Origin of the sequence: Streptomyces sp. NPDC016562 (genome assembly GCF_043076955.1) — a bacterium.
GTDB lineage: Bacteria > Actinomycetota > Actinomycetes > Streptomycetales > Streptomycetaceae > Streptomyces.
This window is the reverse complement of record NZ_JBIBRZ010000002.1, coordinates 529,670-551,635: the sequence shown is the minus strand read 5'-3', so window position 1 is coordinate 551,635 and position 21,966 is coordinate 529,670. Positions and strand designations below refer to the sequence as shown.

Here is a 21,966-nt window from a genome sequence, read left to right as displayed (position 1 = left end):
GGTGTCGCATCGCGCAACGCGGTGGCGAAAGGAGGCCGCCATGGTGCTCGTGGCAGCGGACGTGCTGGGTGCGCCGTGCTGGCTGAGCCTGCTGGCACGCGATCTTCAGGCGGCGGAGCGCTTCTACGGGGCGGTGCTGGGCTGGAGCTTCCGGCGCGGCGTGTTCGGGCGGGCGTCCTCGGTGGCCGAGCTGGACGGCGTGGCGGTGGCGGGCATCGGGGCGACGAGCGGCGGACCCTTCGCACCCGTGGCGTGGACGGTGTACTTCGCGGTCCACGACGCCGACGCGGCCGTGGCCAGGGTCCGCGAGCGCGGCGGCACGGTCGGAGTGGGCCCGGTGTCCTACCCGCCGCGCGGCCGGGCGGCCCTCGCCACCGACCCCGAGAGCGCGGCCTTCGGCCTGTGGGAGGGAGAGGTCCTCTCCGAGTGGCGCGTCGGTGAGCGCCGGGCCCCCGCCTGGGTGGAGCTGCACACCCGCGACGCCTTCGACGCGGCCGTCTTCTACGGGGAGGTCCTGGAGTGGGGCGCGGACACCTCCGGCGCCGGGGACGCGGCGGGCTGCGAGGTCTCCTACGAGGAGGACCAGGTCGTCCTGCGGCGCGGCGACGGCCAGGCCGTGGCCCGTTTGAACAGCGGCCCGCTGGAGGCGGCGGCCGAAAGGCCGCAGCTGCGCCCCCACTGGCTGGTCCACTTCAAGGTCCCGGACCTGGAGCGGGCCAAGGCGGCCGTCCTGGAGCACGGCGGCAGCATCGTCCCGGACGCCCCGCACGCCACCGGCGCGGCCGAGGGGCAGCGCGTGACGGTGTGCGACCCGGACGGCGGCCTCTTCACCCTGGACCACTCCCCCTCGGCATGACCCCGCCCCCACCCGGCCCGCGCGGACGACCGCGGGGCGGGTGGTTCAGGCGTCGGTGCCTTCCGGGCCCGATACGAGGAAGACGTCCGACAGCGGGGCGGTGTCGGCGCTGGCGCTGATCAGGAGGTCGTAGGTGCCGGGGGGCAGGACGCCGATCTCGAACTGCTGCCGCTCCCGGGGGACGGTGATGGCGCGGGCGAGGACCGGGCGGCCGGTGGTGCGCTCGGTGACCGACAGGCGGGCCGGCACCTCGGGCAGTGCGCTCTCGCTGAGGGCGCTGTGGGCGCCGATCTCGCAGACGACGGGTTCACCGGTGAGGTAGAGGTCGTCGCCGAGGTAGCTGAACCAGGTGGTGACGGTGTCGCGCAGGTCGTCGAAGCGCACCTCGTGCAGGGACTGCAGGATGCCCTTCAGGTGATCGAGCATCGCGCCGTGGTTCTGCAGGCTGCCGTGCTTCTGCGGGACGAAGGTGCGGGCGTCCTCCGTACCGGAGAGGGCGGCGGAGAGTTTGGGTACCGTTCCGTCCCCGCCCTCGTCGAGGTCGGAGCGGGTCATCCGGGTCTCGACCTTGTGGTCGGTGATCCGGGCCGACTGCCGGGTGGGCTGCTCCATGCCGACGATGGGGTGGTAGATCACCTGGTTCGACTCCCACGCCAGGTTCTTCCGGTTCTCGGCGGCCGCCTTCTCCATCTCGTTGAAGTACTCGCTCAGATGGGTGCTCCACTGCGGCTGCCAGCCGGGCAGTTCCGCGTTGGCCGGGGTGAGGGCCACGCCGTCCGGCCCGTCCACGCACCGGTAGACGGGCACGAGCTGGTGGAGGGCGGTCAGGGAGCGCAGGAGGCGGGTGAGGTCGTGCTCGAAGGGGCCGAGCCGCTTCTGGAAGCCGTTGCAGAGGAACTCGACGGCGTTGAGCGAGCCGTAGAAGGGCGTACCGAAGGTCACGATGGCCCGGGTGTTCTTCCAGCCGCCCAGCGCCTCGACGAAGTAGCGGGAGACCAGTCCGCCCATCGAGTGCCCCACCAGGACGAGTTGGGCGGCCGCGTTGCCGCTCTTCGTCCGCCAGTCCGTCAGCCAGGTCTCGCTCTGGAGGGCGAGCTTGCGGGCCGCGGCCCGGTTGTCGCGCCGCCAGTCGTAGGGGAAGGGGAAGTAGTTCTCGCCCGCCGTCAGGTCGAACTGCGCCAGCAGGAACCGCTCGACCGCCGTGTAGCCGTCGATCTTCCACAGGCCCGGCAGGGTGTGGAGGTCGGGCACCAGCCGGGGCGCGGAGACCCCGTCGCCTAGGTCGTCCACGCGCCAGTCGTCCTCCCCGAGTTGGAGGGAGTCCAGGGAGCGGCCCAGACTCGTCAGCGCGCCCAGTACCGCCGAGGACGAGGGCGCCCATACATCTTTTCCGTCCTTGGTCAGTACGCTCCCGGTGATGCCGGGCAGTAGGACGACGACGTCGGCCATCGGGATCCTGGCCATGAGCAGACCTCCTAGGCGGTGTCCGGTCGGTCGGCCGGGTCGGGCCGGACGAACCGGGCTGCCCCGTCCCCGTAGTGCTGGTAGGCGGCCCAGGAGCTCCACCGCTCCGGGCTCGGTGCGCCGGCGGGCGACTGCCGCCCCGCCGCGCGCCGCTCGTAGAGCCTCCTGCGTGCGGCGCGGACGGCTCCGCCGACCGTCGGCGCCTCCTCACCGGTGCCGCCCTTGAACAGGTGCCGGTAGAACTGCTCGGCGAAGGTGACCCCTTGGTCGTCGGGAATCCGCCAGCCCGCCCCGATGTAGTGTCCGACCCCGACGCGCAGGAACTCGTCGGCGAGGCTCGGGACCAGCGCGGCCTGCGGGTTGCCCCAGGGGCTGTGCTCGACCACGCCGGGCGGCGCGTCCGGTGTGCCGGGGCCGGTGGTCCCGCCGAGCCGGGCGGTGTAGCAGGCGTTGGCCACGACGATCAGGGGCGGCCGTTCGAGCAGGGACAGTTCCTGGGCGGTCAGGAGCCCGTCCGCGAAGACCCAGCCCGAGCGCCGTCCGGTGGCGGAGACGTCGAAGTCGCTGTGACCGCAGTAGTGGACGATGTGGTTGCCGCCGCACAGCAGGACCCGCAGGACGTCCAGGCGTCGCGCGGGGTCGACGCCCGGCTGCCGGGTGGAGTTGGCCGCGCCGACGAAGAGGGTGACCTTGACCCCGAGGTTCTTGAGCTGGGTGGCGACCGCGAGGGCCTCGCTGCGGGCTCCCGGGAGCTGGAACCCCTTCTCCGGGTCTCCCGGGTCGCCGATCACCAGGGCGCTCAGCTGTCCGTCCGCCGGCCCCTCGGTCAGCACCCGCGAGTAGGGCGTGCGCAGTTGCCGCGACAGCTGGGTGCGGATGGCCAGGGGGTCGCGCCGGTCACCGCCCGCCGACTGGGTCTCGGCCAGGAACTCCCAGGGCACGGAGGCGGTGTCGCGGTCCAGTTCCAGCAGGACCGTCGCGTCGTCGGTGAGCAGCCGCTGGAAGTCCGGGGGCACCACGAACCGGGAGAGCAGGTCGGGCAGTCCGCTCGCGTCCTCGACCGTCGGCTCCGTCAGCCGGTCCACGAGCTCGCGCAGCAGGTCCATGTCCACGGGGACGAGCCGTTCCGGTACGGTGGCCCGCCCGGTCAGGGCCGCCCAGCGCAGGCCGCCGACGCCCGACTGGACGGACATCCGGACCGGCAGCGCGTCGGCCTGGGCCTCGGCGGCCGCGCGGACCGTCAACGTCAGGTCGGTGCGGGCCACTTCGGCCAGCTGGACCAGCTGATCGCGGACCTTGCCCTGGATGTGGGGGGCGAAGCCGGCCAGCACGCTGCGCAGGACGTCCTCCTCGGGCGGGGGGTCCGGGCCGTCCGGCCTCACCTCCCCGTCGGGCGCCGCCTCGCCGTCCGGCGCCGGCTCACCGCCGCGTGCCGCCTCGCCGTCCGGGCTCGTCTCGCCGTCGGGCGCCGGGCGGGCCGGCCGGGCGAGGCGCGTCAGCGCCGTGAGCGCGTACACGGCCGCGGAGGGCGCGAACAGCTGGCCGCCGCTGCCCTCGACCAGTTCCGGGCCGATCCGCAGCTGCGGCAGCTTCTCGGTCGCCTTGGTCAGCCCCAGGAGCAGCTGCTCCGCGCGCAGCCGGTCGACCTCCACGACGAGGATCTCGCCCAGCCGCGGCGGCGGCGTGGCCGGCAGGGACGCCAGGTATCCGGCGAATCCCCCGGCGAGCGCGCGGGACGCCTGGTTCACGGTCAGATTCCCGGCGCCCGCGCCGATGAGCACGGTCGCCAGGGTCTGGACGTGGCCGAGCCCGACCGCCTCGCCGAGGAGCGAGCTGTACATCTGCACGGCGCGGCGTTCGGTCAGGGTGCCCATGGGTCCCATGCCGACGACGGCGGCGGAGCGTACGGGCCCCGGTTTGCAGGGGAAGTACGTGACTTCCCCCAGCTGGGCGTCGATCCAGCCGAGTTTGGTGTGCTCGGTGATGACCCCGCGGGACTCGCTGGATATGGCGCGGTCGAGTGCGAGCTCGGCGGCGGTGGGCACCACCGACTGGTAGTGGCCCGTGACGTGCAGGTCTGCGCTCGCCTCCGCGAGGTCGCCCCACACCACCGTCAGGGCGAGGGTGGGGCCTTCGGTGCGGGGTGCCTCCTCCTGGGCCGCCGCGGGAAGCTGTGGCGCGGGGTTGGAGGCCGTCGGCGCCTCCTCCAGCAGGTCGGCGATGCGCGCAACGGGAGTGCTCACCACGCTCCTCCTTCGAGTCGCCCGGCTTCTCCCTCACGGATGCGTTCCATCCGTCCCCTCAACTGGATTATCCCACCGTTCGCCGACCGCCACCTCTGGCGGCGGGCGGGCCGCGAGAGGGGGCGGATCGCGCCGCCCCGGCCTCAGCCCAGCCGGGCCGGGGAGGAGGCGCCGGGGGCCAGCAGCGCGGGAGCTCCGGAGCCGTCGGCAGGCACGGTCCACAGGTCCGTGCTGTCGACGGCCCCGTCCGTGGGCAGGGCGTACGCGAGGGTGCGGTCGTCGAGCCAGAGGGCCTGGTCGTCCACGCTGCGCTTCTCCGCGAGCGGCTGTTCGCGCAGCGTCCGCAGGTCCATCACGTGTTCGCGCCACAGCGAGGCTCCGGGGCGCACCCGCTTCTTGTAGGCGATGCGGGTCCCGTCCGGGGACAGGGACGGGCATTCGACGTTCTGCGCGAGGGTGGTGACGGAGCGCCGGGAGACCGAGCCCCTGACCAGGTGGGTCTGGCCGGCGGTGCTGAGGGTCGCGTAGAAGGTGTCGTCGTCCCCGGCGAAGGTCACCCCCCAGAAGTTGACGTCCTGCGCGCGGTGGTCCCGGCCGTCCATGGAGACGGCGAACTCCTCCAGATCGGCTTCGAGTTTCCCCGTACGGGTGTCGAGGATCGCGGTCCGCGTCGAGAAGAACGCGGTCCCGTAGGACTCGCCGGACACGAAGACGGTCCAGGCGACGAACCGGCCGCTGGGCGAGACGCGGGCCCGGCTGGGGGTGCCCGCCAGGGGGAAGCTGCGTACGGTGCGCAGGTCGGCGTCGACGATCAGGGCCTTGTTGTCCTGGGCCAGCGCGCCCGGCGTGGAGCGCAGGCACACGCCGGTGCCGGCGGCGGCGTGGAACCGCTGGCAGGTGAGGTCGGAGACGGTGCGGGCGCCGTCGGGCGCTGCGGCCGGGACCGAGGCGACGGCTCCGCGGTGCGGGCCCTGGCCGCTGCCCAGCAGGGCGAGCCGGCCCTGCGCGGTGAGCGTGACGGCGCCCTCGGCGACCGGCGGGCCGCCCGCCCCCGGCCGGTCGGCGCGGGAGGCGGCGCGCAGCACGAACACGGTGGCCAGGCCCCCGAGCAGCAGCGCCGCCACGGTGAGGACGAGCAGGCGCCGGGAGCGGGTCATTCGGTTCCTCGGGGGCTTGGGGTCGGGTCGGGGAGGCCGGCGGTGTCCGGGGCCGGGTCGGGGAGCGTGGCGGCGGTGTCCGGGGCCGGCGGGCGCAGGACGAAGCCGGCCGCGGTCGCGCAGCACAGCAGGCCGGCCGCGGCGGCGGCGAGTGCCGGGCCGGTGCCCCAGAGCGTCCACGCCGCACCGAAGGCCAGCGAGCAGCCGAAGCGCGCGAGCGCCTGGCCGGTGCCGACCAGGGCCAGGCCGGTGGCCCGCAGCGGCGCGGGGACGGTGGCCGCGACGGCGGCGGGCAGCACGCCGTCGGTGGCCGCGTAGAACATGCCGTGCAGCGCGAGGACGAGGTAGGGCAGGGCCTGTGCCTGCGGGGCCCACAGCAGCAGGCCGTAGGCGGCCAGGAGGAGGGCGTGGCCGGTGAGGAACACGGTGCGCCGCCCGATCCGGTCGGCCAGGGCGCCGACGGGTACGGCCAGCAGCAGGAACACGGCGGCGGTGCCCAGCGGCAGGAGCGGGAACCACTGCTCGCCGATGCCGGTGCGGCGCTGGAGGAGCAGGTAGACGAAGGCGTCGCTGACGGTGGTGAGGCCGAGCAGGACGGCGCAGCCCGCCAGGGCGCGCAGGCGGGGCAGGCGCAGCAGGGCCAGTGCGTCGCGCAGGCCCACGGGAGCCGCTCGGGGGGCCGCGGCCGGGCCCGTGCCGGCGCTCGGACCTCCGCTCGCGCCCGCGTCCTTCGGTACCGGGCGGGGGTCGCCGCCGGACGGGACGAACAGCACGAGCACCACGAGGCCGAGCACGGCGACGCAGGCGCTGACCCCGAAGACGGCGTCGTAACCGTCGACCGCCACGCTCAGGATCATGAAGGCGGCGAGCGGGCCGAGCAGCGCCCCGGTGGTGTCCATGGCCCGGTGCACACCGAAGGCGCGGCCCTGTAACCGCGGTGGTGTGGACAGGGAGATCAGGGCGTCGCGGGGGGCGGTGCGCAGGCCCTTGCCGGTGCGTTCCAGGGCGAGGACCATGCCCACCGGGCCCAGGCTGTGGGCGAACAGCAGCAGCGGCTTGCACAGGGCGGACAGGCCGTAGCCGATGCCGGCGATCAGCTTGTGGTTGCGCACCCTGTCCGCGAGGTGGCCGCCGGTCAGCTGGACCAGGGCGCTGACCCCGTTGTAGACGCCGTCGAGCGCGCCGAAGCCGAGGGGGCTCAGGCCCAGACCCGCGATCAGGTACAGGGGCAGGACGGCGGTGACCATCTCGGAGGAGACGTCGGTGATCAGGCTGACGGTGCCCAGGGCGAGGACGGTGGGGGCGACCGCGGGGACCCGGGCGGAGCCGGGCTTCCCGGGCGCGTCCTGCGCGCCCGCGGGCGGCGAGCGGTCCGCGAGGTACATGCTCTGGAACCCCCCGATGCCGACGGTCTGAGTCACTCGAACGTGCCAGGGAACCCTAGTCGTTGTACGGGCCGACGGCCGGGCCGATCCGGCCTCTCCGGGGCCGGATCCGGCCTCATCCCTCCCGGCTGCTCTCGTCCCGCAGCCAGGTGGAGTAGTCCCCGTCGCGGATGGCCTTGCGGGATCCCCTGCGGGCGGCGAGGGCCGCGACGGCGAAGACCGCGACCGCGGGCAGCAGGCTCGGGCGCTCCCGTACGAGGGCGCGCAGATCGGCCGCGCCGGTCCGCGCGGACGGTGCGGTCGGCGCGGTCGGCGCGGTCGGCGCGGTCGGCGCGGTCGGCGCGGTCGGCACCGGCGCGTCCGGCCCGGACGGCCCGGACGGCCCCGGCTCACCCGCGCCCCCCACCCCGACCGCGGCCCGCTGCGCCGCCTGGAAGCGCTCGAACTCGGCGGAGGAGGTCGCCGCGCGGATCCGCCGCCTGATCAGGTCGGACCAGGTGCGCGGCGGACGCACGGTCACCCGGGCCGACTCGACCACGCGCCGCTCCCCGGGCCCGAAGGCGAGGGACGCGGCCAGGTCGTCGGCCATCAGGGGCGGCAGCGCGGCGATCCGCGCGTGCCCCGGCCCGGTCACGGCGATCACCCCCCGCCCGAACAGGCCCTCGCGGACGGCCGGAAGCCGCTGCCAGACCCGGTAGTACGCCCGGACCGGCCAGGCGCAGCCGGCCAGGGGGACGTCGCGCCCGGGGGCGGCCGCGAGGAGCTCGGGGTTCCCGGCGAGCGTGCCGGCGAGGATCCGGACGTCGGCGGCCCCGAGGACGACGTCGGCGTCCACGTAGAGCCGGGGGAAGCCCCGGGCGTGCTCGTCACCGACCCGAAGTGCCCTGTGTTTGGACGGAGTCGGGATCTCCACCACCCGTACGCGAGGACCCCGCGCGCCCGCCACCCGGGCGGTGTCGTCCGTACAGCCGTTGCACACGACGACGATGTCCGGACCGGACCCGGGCCGGACACCGGAGCCGGACGGGGACGCGGAGGTCGAGGCCGGGCTGTCGGCCAGGAGCGCGTCGAGGAGGCGGCCGATGACCCGGCCCTCGTTGTGGGCCGGTATCACGATGCTGGTCACCCCGGCAGTATGCACGGGGTCGAACACCCGCTCCCGGCGATTCGGTCAACTCCGCCCCCGCGTAGGCCCCGTGGTCTAGATTGAGCGGCGCCGAGCGCATTCGGCACGCGGTACGGGTCCGGCTGCCGGGGGGAACGCGCAGCGGGTCCGGGGGGTGGTACGCGGAGCACGCAGAGCATCGGTTGTGGGGGGCCATCACCGTTGAGCAGGTCATGCACGGGTCGCGCGGACGCCCGGCCTGCCGCCGACGGCTTTCCCCCTCCATCTCACGCGTCCCGGCCATGAGGGGCGACACGCCGGTCGGCGTGCGCGGAAGGAAGGGGAACGCTGTGAAGCCGAGCACTGTCAACGACGGCGGACGGGACGCCGGGCAGCCGGATCGATTAGGCGTCGCCGTGGTCGGCGCGGGCTACTGGGGCCCCAACCTCGTCCGCAACTTCCAGTCCAGTCCGCAGTTCCGGCTGCACTGGCTCTGCGACCTGGACGAGGACCGCGCCCGGCAGGTGCTCGGCGGATACTCCACCGTGCGGGCGACCTCGGACTACGCGGCGGTCCTCGCCGACCCGGCCGTCCAGGCGGTCGCCGTGGCCACCCCGGCCGGCACGCACCTGGACGTCGCGCTGGCCGCCCTGCGCGCCGGAAAGCACGTCCTCGTCGAGAAACCCCTGGCCGCCACGTACGAGGACGGGCTGCGGCTGGTGACCGAGGCCGAGGAGCGCGGTCTCACCCTGATGTGCGACCACACGTACTGCTACACCCCGGCGGTGGGCCGCATCCGGGACATGGTCCGCTCCGGCGAACTGGGCGAGATCCACTTCGTGGACTCGGTACGGATCAACCTGGGGCTCGTCCAGAAGGACGTCGACGTCCTGTGGGACCTGGCCCCCCACGACCTGTCGGTCCTCGACTTCATCCTCCCGGACCACGTGCAGCCGGTCGCCGTCGCCGCGCACGGAGCCGATCCGATCGGGGCCGGGCAGTCCTGCGTGGCCTATCTGACGCTCCAGCTGAGCACCGGCGCGATCGCGCACGTGCACGTCAACTGGCTGTCCCCGACGAAGGTGCGGACCACCATGGTCGGCGGCTCCAAGCGCACCCTGGTGTGGGACGACCTCAACCCCACCCAGCGCGTGTCGGTCTTCGACCGCGGCGTGGAGCTGAGCACCCCGCAGGAGATCGGCCCGGACGAGCGCCGCGACATGCTCGTCTCCTACCGGACCGGCGACATGGTGGCGCCCGCGATCGGTGAGAGGGAGGCGCTGCGCAGCATGGTCGAGGAGTTCGCCGGCGCCATCAGGTCGGGCCGGCCCGCGCTGACGGACGGCAGGGCGGGCCTGAAGGTCCTGGACATCCTCGAAGCCGCCTCCCGGAGCCTGGAGTTCCGTGGCGCGGTCGTCGGACTGCGCACCGGACGTTGACCGTTCGGCCGCAGGCCGCCAGCACGCACGACGACGGACGACTCAGTGGGGGCAGGGCGTTGAGCAGCGTACGAGGCAAGAGGATCCTGGTCACCGGCGGGGCGGGCACCATCGGCTCGCACGTGGTGGACCTCCTGGTGGACAACGGGGCACGCGAGGTCGTGGTGCTCGACAACTTCGTGCGGGGACGGACCGCCAACCTGGCGCGCGCCCTGCCGAGCAGGGTGGTGGAGGTCGTCGAGGGCGACATCCGCGACGTCACCGCGGTGCGCAAGGCGACCGAGGGCGCCGACCTGGTGTTCCACCTCGCCGCCATCCGGATCACCCAGTGCGCGCAGGAGCCGCGGCTGGCGAACGAGGTGATGGTGGACGGCACCTTCAACGTGGTGGAGGCCGCGGCCGCCGCCGGGGTGGGCAAGGTGATCGCCTCGTCCTCGGCCTCGGTGTACGGGCTGGCCGAGTCCTTCCCGACGGGCGAGCGCCACCACCCGTACCACAACGACACCTTCTACGGTGCGGCGAAGGCCTTCAACGAGGGCGTGCTGCGCAGCTTCCACGCGATGTACGGGCTGGACTACGTCGCGCTGCGCTACTTCAACGTGTACGGGCCCCGGATGGACATCCACGGGCTCTACACGGAGGTGCTGATCCGCTGGATGGAGCGGATCGCCGCGGGCGAGCCGCCGCTGATCCTCGGCGACGGCACCCAGACCATGGACTTCGTCGACGTCCGGGACATCGCGCGGGCCAATCTGCTGGCCGCCGAGTCGGATCTGACCGACGAGGTGTTCAACGTGGCGAGCGGAACCGAGACGAGCCTGCTGGAGCTGGCGAACGGCCTGCTGGAGGCCATGGGCGCGGACGGCCTGGTCCCGGAGCACGGCCCGGCCCGCACCGTGAACGGGGTGACCCGCCGGCTCGCGGACACCTCGGCGGCCGCGGCGCGCCTCGGCTTCACGGCGCGGATCGACCTGCGCGCCGGGCTGCGGGACCTGGTCGACTGGTGGCGGGCGGAGCGCGCCGCGGACGAGGCCGCCGGGGAGGCCGGCCGATGAGCGCGCAGGATCCCGTACCGCCGGCCCGGATTCCGGTCATGGTGCCGTGGCTGGGTGCGGAGGAAGCCGAGGCGGCGGCCGGCGCGGTGCTCTCGGGCTGGGTCGCCCAGGGCCCGCGGGTCGCCGCGTTCGAGCAGGCCTTCGCCGAGCGCGTGGGCGCGGAGCACGGCATCGCGGTGAGTTCGTGCACGACGGCCCTGCACCTGGCGCTGATCGCCCTGGACCTCGGTCCGGGCGACGAGGTGGTCGTCCCCTCGCTGTCCTTCATCGCCACGGCCAACGCGGTGCGCTACGTGGGCGCGCGGCCGGTGTTCGCGGACGTCGAGGAGGCCACCGGCAACCTGACGCCCGCCACCGTCGACGCGGTCCGCACGTCCCGTACGAAGGCGGTGCTCGCCGTCCACCAGGGCGGGGTGCCCGCCGACGTGCACGCGCTGCGCGCGGCCTGCGCCGACTGGGACCTCGCGCTGGTGGAGGACGCGGCCTGCGGGATCGGCGCGACGGTCGGCGGCAAGTCCGTCGGCCACGGCGCCCTGCTCGCCGCCTGGTCCTTCCACCCCCGCAAGGTCATCACCACCGGCGAGGGCGGGATGCTGACCACCGACGACGCCCGGTGGGCCGAGCGGCTGCGCCGGCTGCGCGAGCACGGGATGAACGTGTCCGCCGCGCAGCGGCACGCGAGCGCCAAGCCGATCGTCGAGAGCTATCTGGAGGTCGGCTACAACTACCGGATGACCGACATCCAGGCCGCGGTCGGCCTGGTCCAACTGGGCAAGCTGGACGCGATCGTGGCCCGGCGGCGGGCGCTCGCCGCCCGGTACGCGCGGCTGCTGCGGGAGGTCCCGGGCGTACGGCCGGTCCGCGATCCCGCCCACGGGCAGGGCAACTTCCAGTCGTACTGGGTGCTGCTGGCCCGGGACTTCCCCGTCGGCCGCGACGAACTGCTCGCGGTGCTCGGCGCGGCGGGGATCTCGGCCCGGCGCGGGATCATGGCCTCGCACCTGGAGCCGGCCTACGCGGGCCACGGCGCGGCCCCGCTGCCGGTGACCGAGCGGATCAGCCGCGACTCCCTGATCCTGCCGCTGTTCCACACCATGACCGAGGCCCAGCAGGACCGGGTGGTGGCCGTGCTGCGGGACCGGGCGGGCGGATGAACACCGCCCTGACCCGAGAACCGCCGGTGCCCGAGGACCTGCCGGTGACCGAGGACCTGCTGGTCGTCGGCGCGGGCGGGTTCGCCCGGGAGACCGCCCAGGCCGTACGGGACGTGGCCGCCGCGGACGTCGCGCGCGGCCGCCCCGCACGGTGGCGGCTCGCCGGGCACCTCGACGACGACCCCGCGCTGCACGGCCGGGACGTGGACGGGACGGCGGTGCTGGGCGGCTGCGAGCTGGTGCACGAGCACGCCGCCGCCCGGGTGGTGGTGTGCGTGGGCAGCCCGCGGGACTACGCCGTACGGGCCCGCCTGGTGCGGCGCCTGGCCCTGCCCGCGGCCCGGTACGCGACGGTGGTCCACCCCACGGCCGTGGTGTCGGGGTCCTCGACGCTCGGCGCCGGCTCGGTGCTGCTGGCGCACTGCGTGCTGACCGCCGCCGTCCGGGTCGGGTCCCACGTGGCGGTGATGCCGCAGGTGGTCCTCACCCACGACGACGCCGTCGGGGACTTCGCGACGCTCGCCTCGGGCGTACGGCTCGGCGGCGGGGTGCGGCTGGGGCGGGGCGCCTACGTGGGCGCGGGATCGCTGGTGCGTGAGTACGCCCGGGTCGGCGCCTGGTCGCTGACCGGGATGGGGAGCACGGTCCTCGGGGACGTGCCGCCGGGCGAGGTCTGGGCCGGCAGCCCGGCCCGCCGGCTGCGCGCGGCGGACCGTCCCGCGCTCGACGAGCTGCGGGCCGACGGGCTGCGGGCCGACGGGCTAGGGACCGACGAGCAGACGACCGGCCCGCGGCCGGAGACACGGATGGAGAGCCGAGTCAGATGAACCAGATACCGCTCGTCGACCTGAAGGCGGCGCACGCCGAGGTGGCCGGGGAGGTACGGGCCGGTTTCGACCGTGTCCTGGCCGCCACCGCGTTCATCGGCGGTGAGGAGGTCCGGGCCTTCGAGCGCGAGTACGCCGCCTTCGCCGGGGTCGGGCACTGCGTGGGCGTGGCCAACGGCACCGACGCCCTCGAACTGGCCCTGCGCGCCAGTGGGGTCGGCCCCGGTGACGAGGTGGTGCTGCCCGCCAACACCTTCATCGCCACCGCGGGCGCCGTGGCCCGGACCGGGGCCCGGCCGGTGCTGGTCGACTGCCTGCCCGACACGCTGCTGATGGACCCGCAGGCCGCGCTGGACGCGGTCGGCGAGGCCACCCGCGCGGTGGTCCCGGTCCACCTGTACGGGCAGTGCGCCGCCACCGCGGAACTGGCCGCGCACCTGCCGGCGCACGTCAAGCTCGTCGAGGACGCGGCGCAGAGCCAGGGCGCGACCCGGCACGGCCGCTCCCCCGGCAGCGGCGGCATCGCCGCGACCAGCTTCTACCCGGGCAAGAACCTGGGCGCGTACGGGGACGCGGGCGCGGTGGTGACCGACGACGAGGAGAGCGCCGATCGGGTGCGGGCCCTCGCCAACCACGGCGGCGTCGCCAAGTACCGCCACGACGTGGCCGGGTTCAACAGCCGGCTGGACGGTCTGCAGGCGGTGGTCCTGCGGGCGAAGCTGGCCCGGCTGGCCGAGGGGAACGCGGCCCGCCGGGCCGCCGCCGCCCGGTACGACGAGCTGCTGGGCCCGTGGGCGGCGGCCGGACGCCTGACCCTGCCGGTCACCGCGGAGGGCAACGTGCACGTGTGGCACCTGTACGTCGTACGGGTGTCGGGCGCGGACCGCGACGCCGTCGTCGGCAAGCTCAACGCGGAGGGCATCGGCGCGGGAGTGCACTATCCGGCCCCCGTCCACCTCACCCCGGCCTTCTCCCACCTCGGCCACGGCCGCGGGGCCTTCCCGCACGCCGTGCGGGCCGCGGACCGGATGCTCTCCCTCCCCCTCTTCCCGCAGATCACCTCCGCTCAGCAGATGCGGGTCGTGGACACGCTCGCGGACGCCCTGCGCTGACGCCCTGTCGACGCGAAACCAATGAGGTCCAGATGAACAGACGGACAAGGCTGCTCCGCTACGGACTCTTCACCGTGATCGCGGCCCTGATGGCCACGGTCCTCCCGCCGGCCTCGGTGGCCGGCGCCGCCGACCCCTGCGGTCCCGGTGCGAACGCGATCGTGTGCGAGAACTCCAAGCCGGGCACGCCCATGTCCGACTGGTTCGCGCCCAGCGCGTACGGCGACATCAAGGGCTTCCCGGCCCAGACGAGCGTCCGGCCCGGCGACACCGTGCAGTTCAAGATCCAGTCGCCGACGCCGTACCGCGTCTCGGTCTTCCGCCTGGGCCACTACGCGGGGGACGGGGCCCGCCTCCAGTCGACCGCGGCCCAGGCCGCCCAGACGTACCCGGCGAACGTCCTGCCGGGCGGGAACCCACGCGCCTGCGCCACCAAGGCCTCCACCGGTCTGGTCGACTGCGGCAACTGGCCGGTCACGGCGACCTGGACGGTGCCGTCCGACGCGGTCTCCGGTCTGTACGTGGTCAACTTCGACCAGGCGGACGGCAACGGGGTGATGCCCTACCCGTTCGTGGTGCGCGACGACTCCAGCCACTCCGACATCGTGGTGCAGACCAGCGACCAGACCTGGCAGGCGTACAACGACTACGGCGGCCAGGACCTCTACGACGGCGGCGGGCCGGCCCCGGACGGGCGGGCGTACGAGGTCAGCTACAACCGGCCGATGGACATCGGCGGGGACAACGGGATCTACGGGTCCGAGTTCCAGATGGTCTCCTGGCTGGAGCGCAACGGCTACGACGTGAGCTACATGTCCGGCATCGACGTGTCCACCCGCGGTGCGCAGCTGGCGAACCACAAGGTGTTCATGTCCTCGGGCCACGACGAGTACTGGACCCAGGAGCAGTTCACGAACGCGCTGAACGCGCGCAGGGCCGGGGTCCACCAGACGTACTTCAGCGGCAACGAGGTCTTCTGGAAGACCCGCCTCGCCCCGAGCATCGACGGCACGTCCACGGCCAACCGGACGCTGGTCTCCTACAAGGAGACCAAGCTGTCCTTCCCGCAGCCCAACGGCGTCCCCGACCCGAGCGGGATCTGGACGGGCACCTTCATGGACCCGGCCGGCGCCACCGGCGGGCGGCCCTTCCAGCCGCAGAACCAGCTGACCGGCTCGATGTTCAGCGTCAACGGCTACCGCAGCGACGCGATCACCGTGCCGGGCTCCTTCGCCAAGCTGCGGCTGTGGCGGGGCACCACGGTCGCCAACCTCACCCCGTCCCAGACCGCCACGTTCCCCGTCGGAACGCTCGGCTACGAGTGGGACAGCGACGTGGAGAACGCGACCCGGCCCGCCGGGCAGATCCGGATGTCCTCCACCACGGTGGACGTCGACGACGGCAAGCTCCTGCTCGACTACGGGAACACCTACGGCAACGGCACCGCGACGCACAGCCTGGTCGCCTTCCGGGACCAGGCCTCGGGCGCGCTGGTGTTCGGGGCGGGCACCGTGCAGTGGTCCTGGGGCCTGACCAACATGCCGGTCGGCAATCCGGACGACGCGGTGGTCACCGAGGACAAGCGGATGCAGCAGGCCACGGTGAACGTGTTCGCCGACATGGGCGTCCAGCCCCGGTCCCTGCAGTCCGGCCTGGTCCCGGCGAGCGCCTCCGCCGATACGGCGGGACCGGCCGTCACGGTCGCGAGCCCGACGTCGAACGCCACCGTGCCCGCGCTGCGGCCCGTCACGGTCACCGGTACGGCGACCGATACGGGCGGCGGCGTGGTGGCCCGTGTGGAGGTGTCCACCGACGGCGGGACCACCTGGAAGGCGGCGACGGGCCTCGGCTCCTGGAGCCACACGTGGACCCCGACCGCCCCGGGCCCGGCGCAGATCAAGGTGCGCGCGGTGGACGACAGCGTGAACATCGGCGCCACCACCACGGTGGCGCTGACCGTCGGACCCCAGCAGTGCCCCTGCACGGTATGGCCGGCGGCGGCCGTGCCCGGCACCGTCAACGCCGGTGACGGCAGCGCCGTCGAGCTCGGCGTGAAGATCCGCTCCTCGGCGCCCGGTTCGATCACCGGTGTCCGCTTCTACAAGTCCCCCGCCAACACCGGCACCCACACGGGCAGCCTGTGGAGCAGCACCGGCCAGCGGCTGGCCACCGGCACCTTCACCAACGAGACGGCCTCCGGCTGGCAGCAGCTGAACTTCTCCTCACCCGTGCCGGTCAAGGCCAACACCACCTACATCGCCTCCTACTTCGCCCCGCACGGCGGCTACTCCTTCGACACCACCTTCGCGGGGGGCGACGCGGGACTCGCCCCGCTCACGGCGCTGAAGAGCGGCACCGACGGCGGCAACGGCGTCTACCGCTACGGCGCAACGGGCGGATTCCCCGCCACCGCCTCCTCCGGCAGCAACTACTGGGTGGACGCCGTCCTGGAGACCGCCACCGCGAGCACGACACCGCCCACCGTCACCTCGACCTCGCCGCAGTCCGCGGCGACCGGTACCGCCATCACCGCGGCGCTCACGGCCACCTTCAGCGGCGCCGTCGACGCGGACTCCCTGGTGTTCACCCTCAAGGACTCCGGCGGAGCCGCCGTGCCGGGCACCAAGGTCCTCGGCTCCTCGAACAGCGCCACCTTCACCCCGACCAGCGAGCTGGCGCTGAGCACCACCTACACGGCGTCCGTACAGGCCTCCGACCTGTGGGGCAACGCCATGGCCGCGCCGGTCACGTGGAACTTCACCACCAGCGCGAGCCCGCCGACGGTGAACTGCCCGTGCGGCCTGTGGAGCGCGACGGCGACGCCGAGCACCGCCAACGTGGGCGACGACGCCAACTCGGTGGAGCTGGGCACCCGTTTCCAGTCCGCGGTGAGCGGCTACGTCACCGGCGTCACCTTCTACAAGGGCCCCGGCAACACCGGCACCCACACCGGCAGCCTGTGGACCGCCGGCGGCACGCTGCTCGCCACCGGCACCTTCGGCAGCGAGACGCTGACGGGCTGGCAACGGCTCCAGTTCGCCTCCCCCGTGCCGATCACGGCGGGCACCTCGTACGTGGCCTCCTACCACGCGCCGAACGGCAACTACTCGGTGGACGGCGGCTACTTCACCGGCGCGCACCGCTCCTACCCGCTCGTGGCGCCGGCCGACGGCGGCGCGGGCGCCGGCAACGGGCTCTACAAGTACGGGGCGGCCACGGCCTTCCCCGCGAACACCTTCGGCTCGGTGAACTACTGGGTGGGGCCGCTCTTCACCACCACCCCGCCCTCCGCCGCACCGTCGGCCGACTCCTCGGAGGTGACCGGCCCGTGAGCACCGTCAGCGTGGTGATCCCCTGCTACAAGTACGGCCACTTCCTGGCCGACTGCGTCAAGAGCGTCCTGGACGAGCAGGAGGGCGTGGACGTCCGGGTGCTGATCATCGACGACGCCTCGCCGGACGACTCCGCGGCCGTCGCCCGGGCCCTGGCGGCCGCGGACCCGCGGATCGAGGTGCGGGTCCACGAGCGCAACCAGGGCCACATCGCCACCTACAACGAGGGGTTGCTGGAGTGGGCCGACGGCGACTACGTCGCCCTGGTCTCGGCGGACGACCGGCTGGTCCCGGGGGCCCTGGTGCGCGCCGCGGCCCTGCTGGACGCGCATCCGCGGGCGGGTTTCTGCTACGGCCGGCCGCTGCGCTTCCGCCACGGCGGCCCGCTGCCCGCGGCCCGTACCCGCAGCACCGGGTCGGTCGTCTATCCGGGACAGTGGTGGCTGGAGCGGCGGTTCCGCGAGGGCACCGGCTGCATCACCTCACCGGAGGTGGTCGTGCGCACCAGCCTCCAGCGCAAGGTCGGGGGCTACGATCCGCAGCTGCCGCACGCCGGGGACATCGAGATGTGGATGCGGCTCGCGGCGCACGCCGACGTGGGCTACGTCAGCGGCGCCGACCAGGCCTTCTACCGCGTGCACGGCGACAACATGTCCCTCACCGACTTCGGCGGGCAGCTCGACGACCTGCGCCAGCGCCTCGTCGCCTTCGACTCGGTGCTGGACAAGTGCGCCGGCCTCCTGCCGGATCCGGACCGGCTCGCGCAGGACGCCCGCACCCGGCTCGCCCGGTACGCGCTGCGGCGCGCCTACCGCGCCTACGACCGGGGGCGCACGGCGGTGGTCCCGGTCGAGGAGCTGGAGGAGTTCGCCGCCGAGTGCGTGCCCGGTGGTCACACCGCTCTGGCCGAGTACCGGGCGCTGCGCAGGCGCCGGCGCATCGGTGCGCGCGTCATGCCGTACCTCCAGCCGCTGGTGCTCTCGGCGGTCGTGGACCGGGGCCGCGAGTGGCTCTGGTGGCGGTCCTGGAAGCGCCGAGGGATCTGATGGACGCTCGCCCGTCCTCAGCGGGACGCCCCGGCGAGGGGCGCGTGCGCCTCGCCGGCGTCCGTGGGACCCGCGCCCGCGCCCGCGTCGGCCTCTTCGGTGGCGACGGCGGTGGCGGTGGCGCGCCGGCGACGGGCGCGGCGCGTCAGGACCTGATCGGTCCACAGGGCCGCCGCCACCCCGGCGACGGCGGCCAGCAGCGCCACCCCGGCCAGCGCCCTGCTCTTGGTGCCGGTCTGCGCGACCGCGGTGGGCGCCACCAGCAGGGTCACGCTCATCCGCGCGCTCTCGGGGATCTCCTGCTGCGTCTGCAGGTCCGCCAGGTGCTGCGTGTAGAGCTCGATGATCTTCCGTACGGCCGCGTCGGCCGCGGCGGGGTCGGACTGCTCCGCCTGGACCTGCAGGGAGGGGATCAGGTAGCGCGGGGTGACGCTGGTCCCGCTGTTGCGCGGGATGAGCCGGTAGGTGCCGCGGACTCCGGCCGCGGCGAGCTCGTCCGCCCCGGCGGGCGATTCCAGCTGTCGCACCACCGCGTAGGAGACGGCGGCGAGCGGGGGCTGGAGATTGGCGAGCTGGTTCGGCTGGTTGCCGGTCACCGGCGGTTTGAGGACCACGATGGCCGTGCTCAGGTACGTCCGGGTGGGGTGGAGCACCAGCTGGGCTCCGGCGGCCGCGAGCAGGGCCGCCACGACCAGGACGTACCAGCGCCGACGCAGCGCACGGACCAACTCACCAGGCGACACGGGGATTCCTTCCGTCATGACCGATCCTCCCAGGACGCGGGTAGGCCCGCCGTCAAACCGGCCATCAACGCGCCCTGCTCCGGGGGGTGTTCGTGAGCATCGGTGAGATCTTCGCGGTGCTGCGCCGCCGCTGGTACGTGATGGTGCCCCTGACTCTGATCAGCCTGCTCGCGGGCGCGCACCTGTACCGGTCGGTGCCGGTGGCGTACCAGTCGCAGAGTTCGGTGGCGCTGCTCGACTCCACGGCGGTGGCCGAACTGGCCCCCGCCTTCGGCAACCCCCTCTCGAACGCCGGCGGTTCGCTGGTCGTGACCGCCGACGTACTGATCAGGACCCTGTCGGGGACCGACGCGGCGCGGGACCTGCAGGGCATCGGCGTGAGCGACCCCTATACGGTCGGGTTCGCCGCCAACACCTCGGGGCCGATGCTGACGCTGACCGTCACCGGGACCGACCGGGCGAAGGTGCTCGACGAGACGAACAAGCTGACCGCCTTCGCCGGGGAGCAGCTCACCGCGCTCCAGGCCGCGGCCGAGGTCGAGCCGGCGTACTTCGTGCAGAGCGCGCCGGTGGTGCTGCCGCAGACCCCGGTGCCGCAGCTCAAGAGCCGCTACCAGCAGGTGCTGGGCGTCGTCATCCTGGGCACCACGGCCGCCTTCGTCCTGTCCTTCCTCACGGAGACCCTGCTGGCGGTCCGCAGCCGCCGGCGCGCGGCGGCGGCCGCGGCTGGGGCCACGGCCGGCTCGCGCCGGGTGCGTCCGCACAGGAGGCCGCGGGGCCGGCAGCTGGACGCCACCGCGGTGCTCACCGGATACCTGGCGCTGGCCTTCTTCATCCCCTCGAACCTGACCCTGCCGGGGCTGGGCGGCGTGGGGACACCGGCCAACGTGTTCGCCCTGCTCGGCCTGTTCTGGTACCTGGCCGCCTGGCTCACCGGCCGCATCCGCCCCGCGCCCGGCACCCGGCTGCCCCGGGTGGTGATGTGCCTGCTGGCCTTCTCCGTGCTGGCCTCGTACCTCGCGAACGCGACCCGCGGCAGCTCGCGCAAGGAGGTGCTGGGGGCCGACCGCGGCCTGATCGCCCTGCTCGTCTGGGTGGCGCTGGTGGTGCTGGTGTCCGCCGGGATCCAGGACCGGGCCCGGCTCGACGTGCTGCTGCGCCGGGCCGTCGTGATGGGGGCGGTGGTGGCCGCCATCGGCTACTACGACTTCTTCACCGCCACGAACATCGCCGACAAGATCAGCATCCCGGGGCTCAAGTCGAGCGTCGCCCAGATCACCACCCTGGACCGCGGCTCCTTCACCCGGCCGCGCTCCACCACGGCCCAGCCCCTGGAGTTCGGCGGGATGCTCGCCCTCCTGCTCCCCTTCGCCGTGCAGCAGGCCTTCGATCCGGTACGCCGGCACCTGGGCGCGCTGCGCCGGTGGGGGCCGGTGGTGCTGATGGGGGGCGCCCTGCCGCTGACGGTGTCACGGACATCCATCATCGGGGCGCTCATCGTCGTCCTGGTGATGCTGCCGCGCTGGAAGCCGCAGCGGCGGTGGACGGCGATCGGTCTGCTGATGGGCTCGGTGGCCTGCTTCAAGGTCATCGTCCCCGGGCTGATCGGCACCATCACCACGCTGTTCGGCTCCTTCCTGACGAACTCCGACAGCAGTACCCAGGCGCGCACCGTGAAGTACAGCGCGATCGTCCCCTACCTCGACGAACGCCCCCTGGTCGGGCGGGGCTTCGGGACCTTCCTGCCCGAGCTGTTCTTCTTCACCGACAACCAGTACATGCTGACGCTGGCCGAGATGGGCCTGGTGGGGCTGATCGCGCTGTTGGTCCTCCTCTTCACCGGCGTGCACCAGGGCGGCGCCGTCCGCAGGCTGGCCCGCACCGAGTCGGACCGGGAACTGGGCCAGGCGTTCTTCGCCTCGGCCCTCGTCGCCCTGGTCATCAGCGCCACCTTCGACGCCCTCAGCTTCCCGATGTTCGCCGGGATGTTCTTCCTGACGATCGCCGCCGGAGGCAGCTGCCTCGGCTTCATCCGGCGCGCCGAGCCGACGCCCGCAACCGTGGAGTCCCCATGCCGTCCGACCACTGTGCCCGCGTCCCGGCCCCTTCTCGAACAGCCGGTCCCGTAGCCGTTCTCGTCGTCACCTGGAACAGCGCGCCGGTGCTCCCGGAGTTCCTCGCCTCCCTGCCCGAGGGGATGGCCGGGCTCGACTGGCGCCTGGTCGTCGCCGACAACGACTCGGCCGACGGGACCGTGGACCTCGTCCGCTCCCTGGCCCCGGACGCCACCGTGGTGCAGACCGGCCGGAACGCCGGCTACGCGGCCGGGGTGAACGCCGCCCTCGGGGCCGCCGCCGGGTGGGAGGGCGGCTTCCGGGCGGTCCTGGTGTGCAATCCGGACATCCGGATGCGGCGCGGCTGCGCCGAGCTGCTCGTGGACGCTCTCGACGCCCGGCCCCCCGGCGGCGGCCGGGTGGGCATCAGCGTCCCGCTGCTCTACGAGGAGGGCGGCCGTGCGCCGGTGCACTCGCTGCGCCGCGAGCCGAGCGTGACCCGGGCGCTCGGCGAGGCGGTGCTGGGCAATCGCCGGGCCGGGCGTTTCCCGCGCTGGAGCGAACTGGTCACCGACCCGGCCGCGTACGGGCGGGCGACGGTCGTGGACTGGGCGACGGGCGCGCTGATGGCGCTGTCCCGGGACTGCCTGGAGGCGTGCGGGGGCTGGGACGAGTCGTTCTTCCTCTACTCGGAGGAGACCGAGTACTGCCTGCGGGCCCGCGACCGCGGCTTCCTGACCCGGCTGGAGCCCGCGGCCGCCGCCACCCACCTCGGCGGGGACTCACGGGTCTCGCCGCGCCTGTGGACCCTGCTGACCCTCAACCGCGTACGGCTCTACGGGCGTCGGCACGGCGCCGCCGCCACCGCCGCCTTCCGCGCGGCCGTCCTGCTGCGCGAGACCTCGCGGGCCGTACTCGGCCGCCCGGCCAGCGCGGCGGCGGCGAAGGCCCTGGCCGGGCCGTCCGCGCTGCGCGCCACACCGGGGCCGTAGGA

16 protein-coding genes are annotated in these 21,966 nt (G+C 73.9%); 10 read left to right on the top strand and 6 right to left on the bottom strand.

What is annotated here, in order from left to right; translation table 11 throughout:
• Nucleotides 1-40: 40 nt before the first annotated feature.
• Nucleotides 41-856, top strand: coding sequence for a VOC family protein (locus ACF059_RS10290; protein WP_392054155.1), 816 nt, complete (start codon nucleotides 41-43; stop codon nucleotides 854-856).
• A gap of 45 nt (nucleotides 857-901) precedes the next feature.
• Here the strand turns inward: ACF059_RS10290 and ACF059_RS10285 are convergent, their stop codons facing one another.
• The 5 genes from ACF059_RS10285 to ACF059_RS10265 all read right to left on the bottom strand — a co-directional run bounded on the left by ACF059_RS10285 (nucleotide 902) and on the right by ACF059_RS10265 (nucleotide 8,231).
• Nucleotides 902-2,320, bottom strand: a complete 1,419-nt coding sequence (locus ACF059_RS10285) for a hypothetical protein (RefSeq protein ID WP_392054152.1) — start codon at nucleotides 2,318-2,320, stop codon at nucleotides 902-904.
• Between the two features lie 11 nt (nucleotides 2,321-2,331).
• On the bottom strand, nucleotides 2,332-4,563 hold the full coding sequence (locus ACF059_RS10280) for a CHAT domain-containing protein (RefSeq protein WP_392054149.1): 2,232 nt from the start codon (nucleotides 4,561-4,563) through the stop codon (nucleotides 2,332-2,334).
• A gap of 143 nt (nucleotides 4,564-4,706) precedes the next feature.
• A complete protein-coding gene (locus tag ACF059_RS10275; RefSeq protein ID WP_392054146.1) occupies nucleotides 4,707-5,720 on the bottom strand; it encodes a TolB family protein in 1,014 nt (337 codons plus the stop codon).
• Nucleotides 5,717-7,105 (bottom strand): MFS transporter, encoded by a 1,389-nt coding sequence (locus tag ACF059_RS10270; RefSeq protein WP_392056575.1) that lies wholly within the window; start codon nucleotides 7,103-7,105, stop codon nucleotides 5,717-5,719. Before ACF059_RS10270 ends, ACF059_RS10275 begins: the two co-directional genes overlap by 4 nt.
• A gap of 115 nt (nucleotides 7,106-7,220) precedes the next feature.
• Nucleotides 7,221-8,231 carry a glycosyltransferase gene (locus ACF059_RS10265; protein ID WP_392054143.1) on the bottom strand — a complete coding sequence of 337 codons (1,011 nt, stop codon included), beginning with the start codon at nucleotides 8,229-8,231 and terminating at the stop codon, nucleotides 7,221-7,223.
• A 329-nt stretch (nucleotides 8,232-8,560) separates the two neighbouring features.
• Here ACF059_RS10265 and ACF059_RS10260 point away from each other — a divergent pair, with 329 nt between their 5' ends.
• From ACF059_RS10260 to ACF059_RS10230, 7 genes are read left to right on the top strand one after another with little or no spacing between them, the layout of a single operon-like run.
• Nucleotides 8,561-9,649, top strand: coding sequence for a Gfo/Idh/MocA family protein (locus ACF059_RS10260; RefSeq protein ID WP_392054140.1), 1,089 nt, complete (start codon nucleotides 8,561-8,563; stop codon nucleotides 9,647-9,649).
• Nucleotides 9,650-9,708: 59 nt separating this feature from the next.
• The gene (locus tag ACF059_RS10255) at nucleotides 9,709-10,704 is read left to right on the top strand and encodes an NAD-dependent epimerase/dehydratase family protein (protein WP_392054137.1); all 996 of its coding nucleotides are present in this window, start codon (nucleotides 9,709-9,711) and stop codon (nucleotides 10,702-10,704) included.
• Nucleotides 10,701-11,858, top strand: a complete 1,158-nt coding sequence (locus tag ACF059_RS10250) for a DegT/DnrJ/EryC1/StrS family aminotransferase (RefSeq protein ID WP_392054134.1) — start codon at nucleotides 10,701-10,703, stop codon at nucleotides 11,856-11,858. Before ACF059_RS10255 ends, ACF059_RS10250 begins: the two co-directional genes overlap by 4 nt.
• Complete coding sequence (locus tag ACF059_RS10245; protein WP_392054131.1) at nucleotides 11,855-12,685, top strand: NeuD/PglB/VioB family sugar acetyltransferase; 831 nt, start codon at nucleotides 11,855-11,857, stop codon at nucleotides 12,683-12,685. Before ACF059_RS10250 ends, ACF059_RS10245 begins: the two co-directional genes overlap by 4 nt.
• Nucleotides 12,682-13,797 (top strand): DegT/DnrJ/EryC1/StrS family aminotransferase, encoded by a 1,116-nt coding sequence (locus ACF059_RS10240; RefSeq protein WP_392054127.1) that lies wholly within the window; start codon nucleotides 12,682-12,684, stop codon nucleotides 13,795-13,797. The genes ACF059_RS10245 and ACF059_RS10240 overlap by 4 nt, the downstream gene beginning before the upstream one ends.
• Nucleotides 13,798-13,829: 32 nt before the next feature.
• Nucleotides 13,830-17,129, top strand: a complete 3,300-nt coding sequence (locus ACF059_RS10235; protein ID WP_392054124.1) for a DUF4082 domain-containing protein — start codon at nucleotides 13,830-13,832, stop codon at nucleotides 17,127-17,129.
• Nucleotides 17,126-18,175 (top strand): glycosyltransferase family 2 protein, encoded by a 1,050-nt coding sequence (locus ACF059_RS10230; RefSeq protein WP_392054122.1) that lies wholly within the window; start codon nucleotides 17,126-17,128, stop codon nucleotides 18,173-18,175. The genes ACF059_RS10235 and ACF059_RS10230 overlap by 4 nt, the downstream gene beginning before the upstream one ends.
• Nucleotides 18,176-18,192: 17 nt before the next feature.
• On the opposite strand, the gene ACF059_RS10225 is transcribed toward ACF059_RS10230, so the two are convergent.
• Nucleotides 18,193-18,936, bottom strand: a complete 744-nt coding sequence (locus ACF059_RS10225; RefSeq protein ID WP_392054119.1) for a hypothetical protein — start codon at nucleotides 18,934-18,936, stop codon at nucleotides 18,193-18,195.
• Between the two features lie 74 nt (nucleotides 18,937-19,010).
• Between ACF059_RS10225 and ACF059_RS10220 the strand changes: the two genes are divergently transcribed.
• Together ACF059_RS10220 and ACF059_RS10215 are read left to right on the top strand one after the other, a co-directional pair.
• Nucleotides 19,011-21,047 carry an O-antigen ligase family protein gene (locus ACF059_RS10220; RefSeq protein WP_392054116.1) on the top strand — a complete coding sequence of 679 codons (2,037 nt, stop codon included), beginning with the start codon at nucleotides 19,011-19,013 and terminating at the stop codon, nucleotides 21,045-21,047.
• Complete coding sequence (locus ACF059_RS10215; RefSeq protein ID WP_392054113.1) at nucleotides 20,990-21,964, top strand: glycosyltransferase family 2 protein; 975 nt, start codon at nucleotides 20,990-20,992, stop codon at nucleotides 21,962-21,964. Before ACF059_RS10220 ends, ACF059_RS10215 begins: the two co-directional genes overlap by 58 nt.
• The last annotated feature ends 2 nt before the right edge of the window (nucleotides 21,965-21,966 follow it).

Excerpts from the sequence above, each read along its gene's own strand:
- ACF059_RS10290 (WP_392054155.1), top strand. The coding sequence starts at position 41 with ATGGTGCTCGTGGCAGCGGACGTGCTGGGTGCGCCGTGCTGGCTGAGC.
- ACF059_RS10285 (WP_392054152.1), bottom strand. The coding sequence starts at position 2,320 with ATGGCCAGGATCCCGATGGCCGACGTCGTCGTCCTACTGCCCGGCATC.
- ACF059_RS10275 (WP_392054146.1), bottom strand. The coding sequence starts at position 5,720 with ATGACCCGCTCCCGGCGCCTGCTCGTCCTCACCGTGGCGGCGCTGCTG.
- ACF059_RS10270 (WP_392056575.1), bottom strand. The coding sequence starts at position 7,105 with ATGTACCTCGCGGACCGCTCGCCGCCCGCGGGCGCGCAGGACGCGCCC.
- ACF059_RS10250 (WP_392054134.1), top strand. The coding sequence starts at position 10,701 with ATGAGCGCGCAGGATCCCGTACCGCCGGCCCGGATTCCGGTCATGGTG.
- ACF059_RS10245 (WP_392054131.1), top strand. The coding sequence starts at position 11,855 with ATGAACACCGCCCTGACCCGAGAACCGCCGGTGCCCGAGGACCTGCCG.
- ACF059_RS10240 (WP_392054127.1), top strand. The coding sequence starts at position 12,682 with ATGAACCAGATACCGCTCGTCGACCTGAAGGCGGCGCACGCCGAGGTG.
- ACF059_RS10235 (WP_392054124.1), top strand. The coding sequence starts at position 13,830 with ATGAACAGACGGACAAGGCTGCTCCGCTACGGACTCTTCACCGTGATC.
- ACF059_RS10225 (WP_392054119.1), bottom strand. The coding sequence starts at position 18,936 with ATGACGGAAGGAATCCCCGTGTCGCCTGGTGAGTTGGTCCGTGCGCTG.
- ACF059_RS10215 (WP_392054113.1), top strand. The coding sequence starts at position 20,990 with ATGCCGTCCGACCACTGTGCCCGCGTCCCGGCCCCTTCTCGAACAGCC.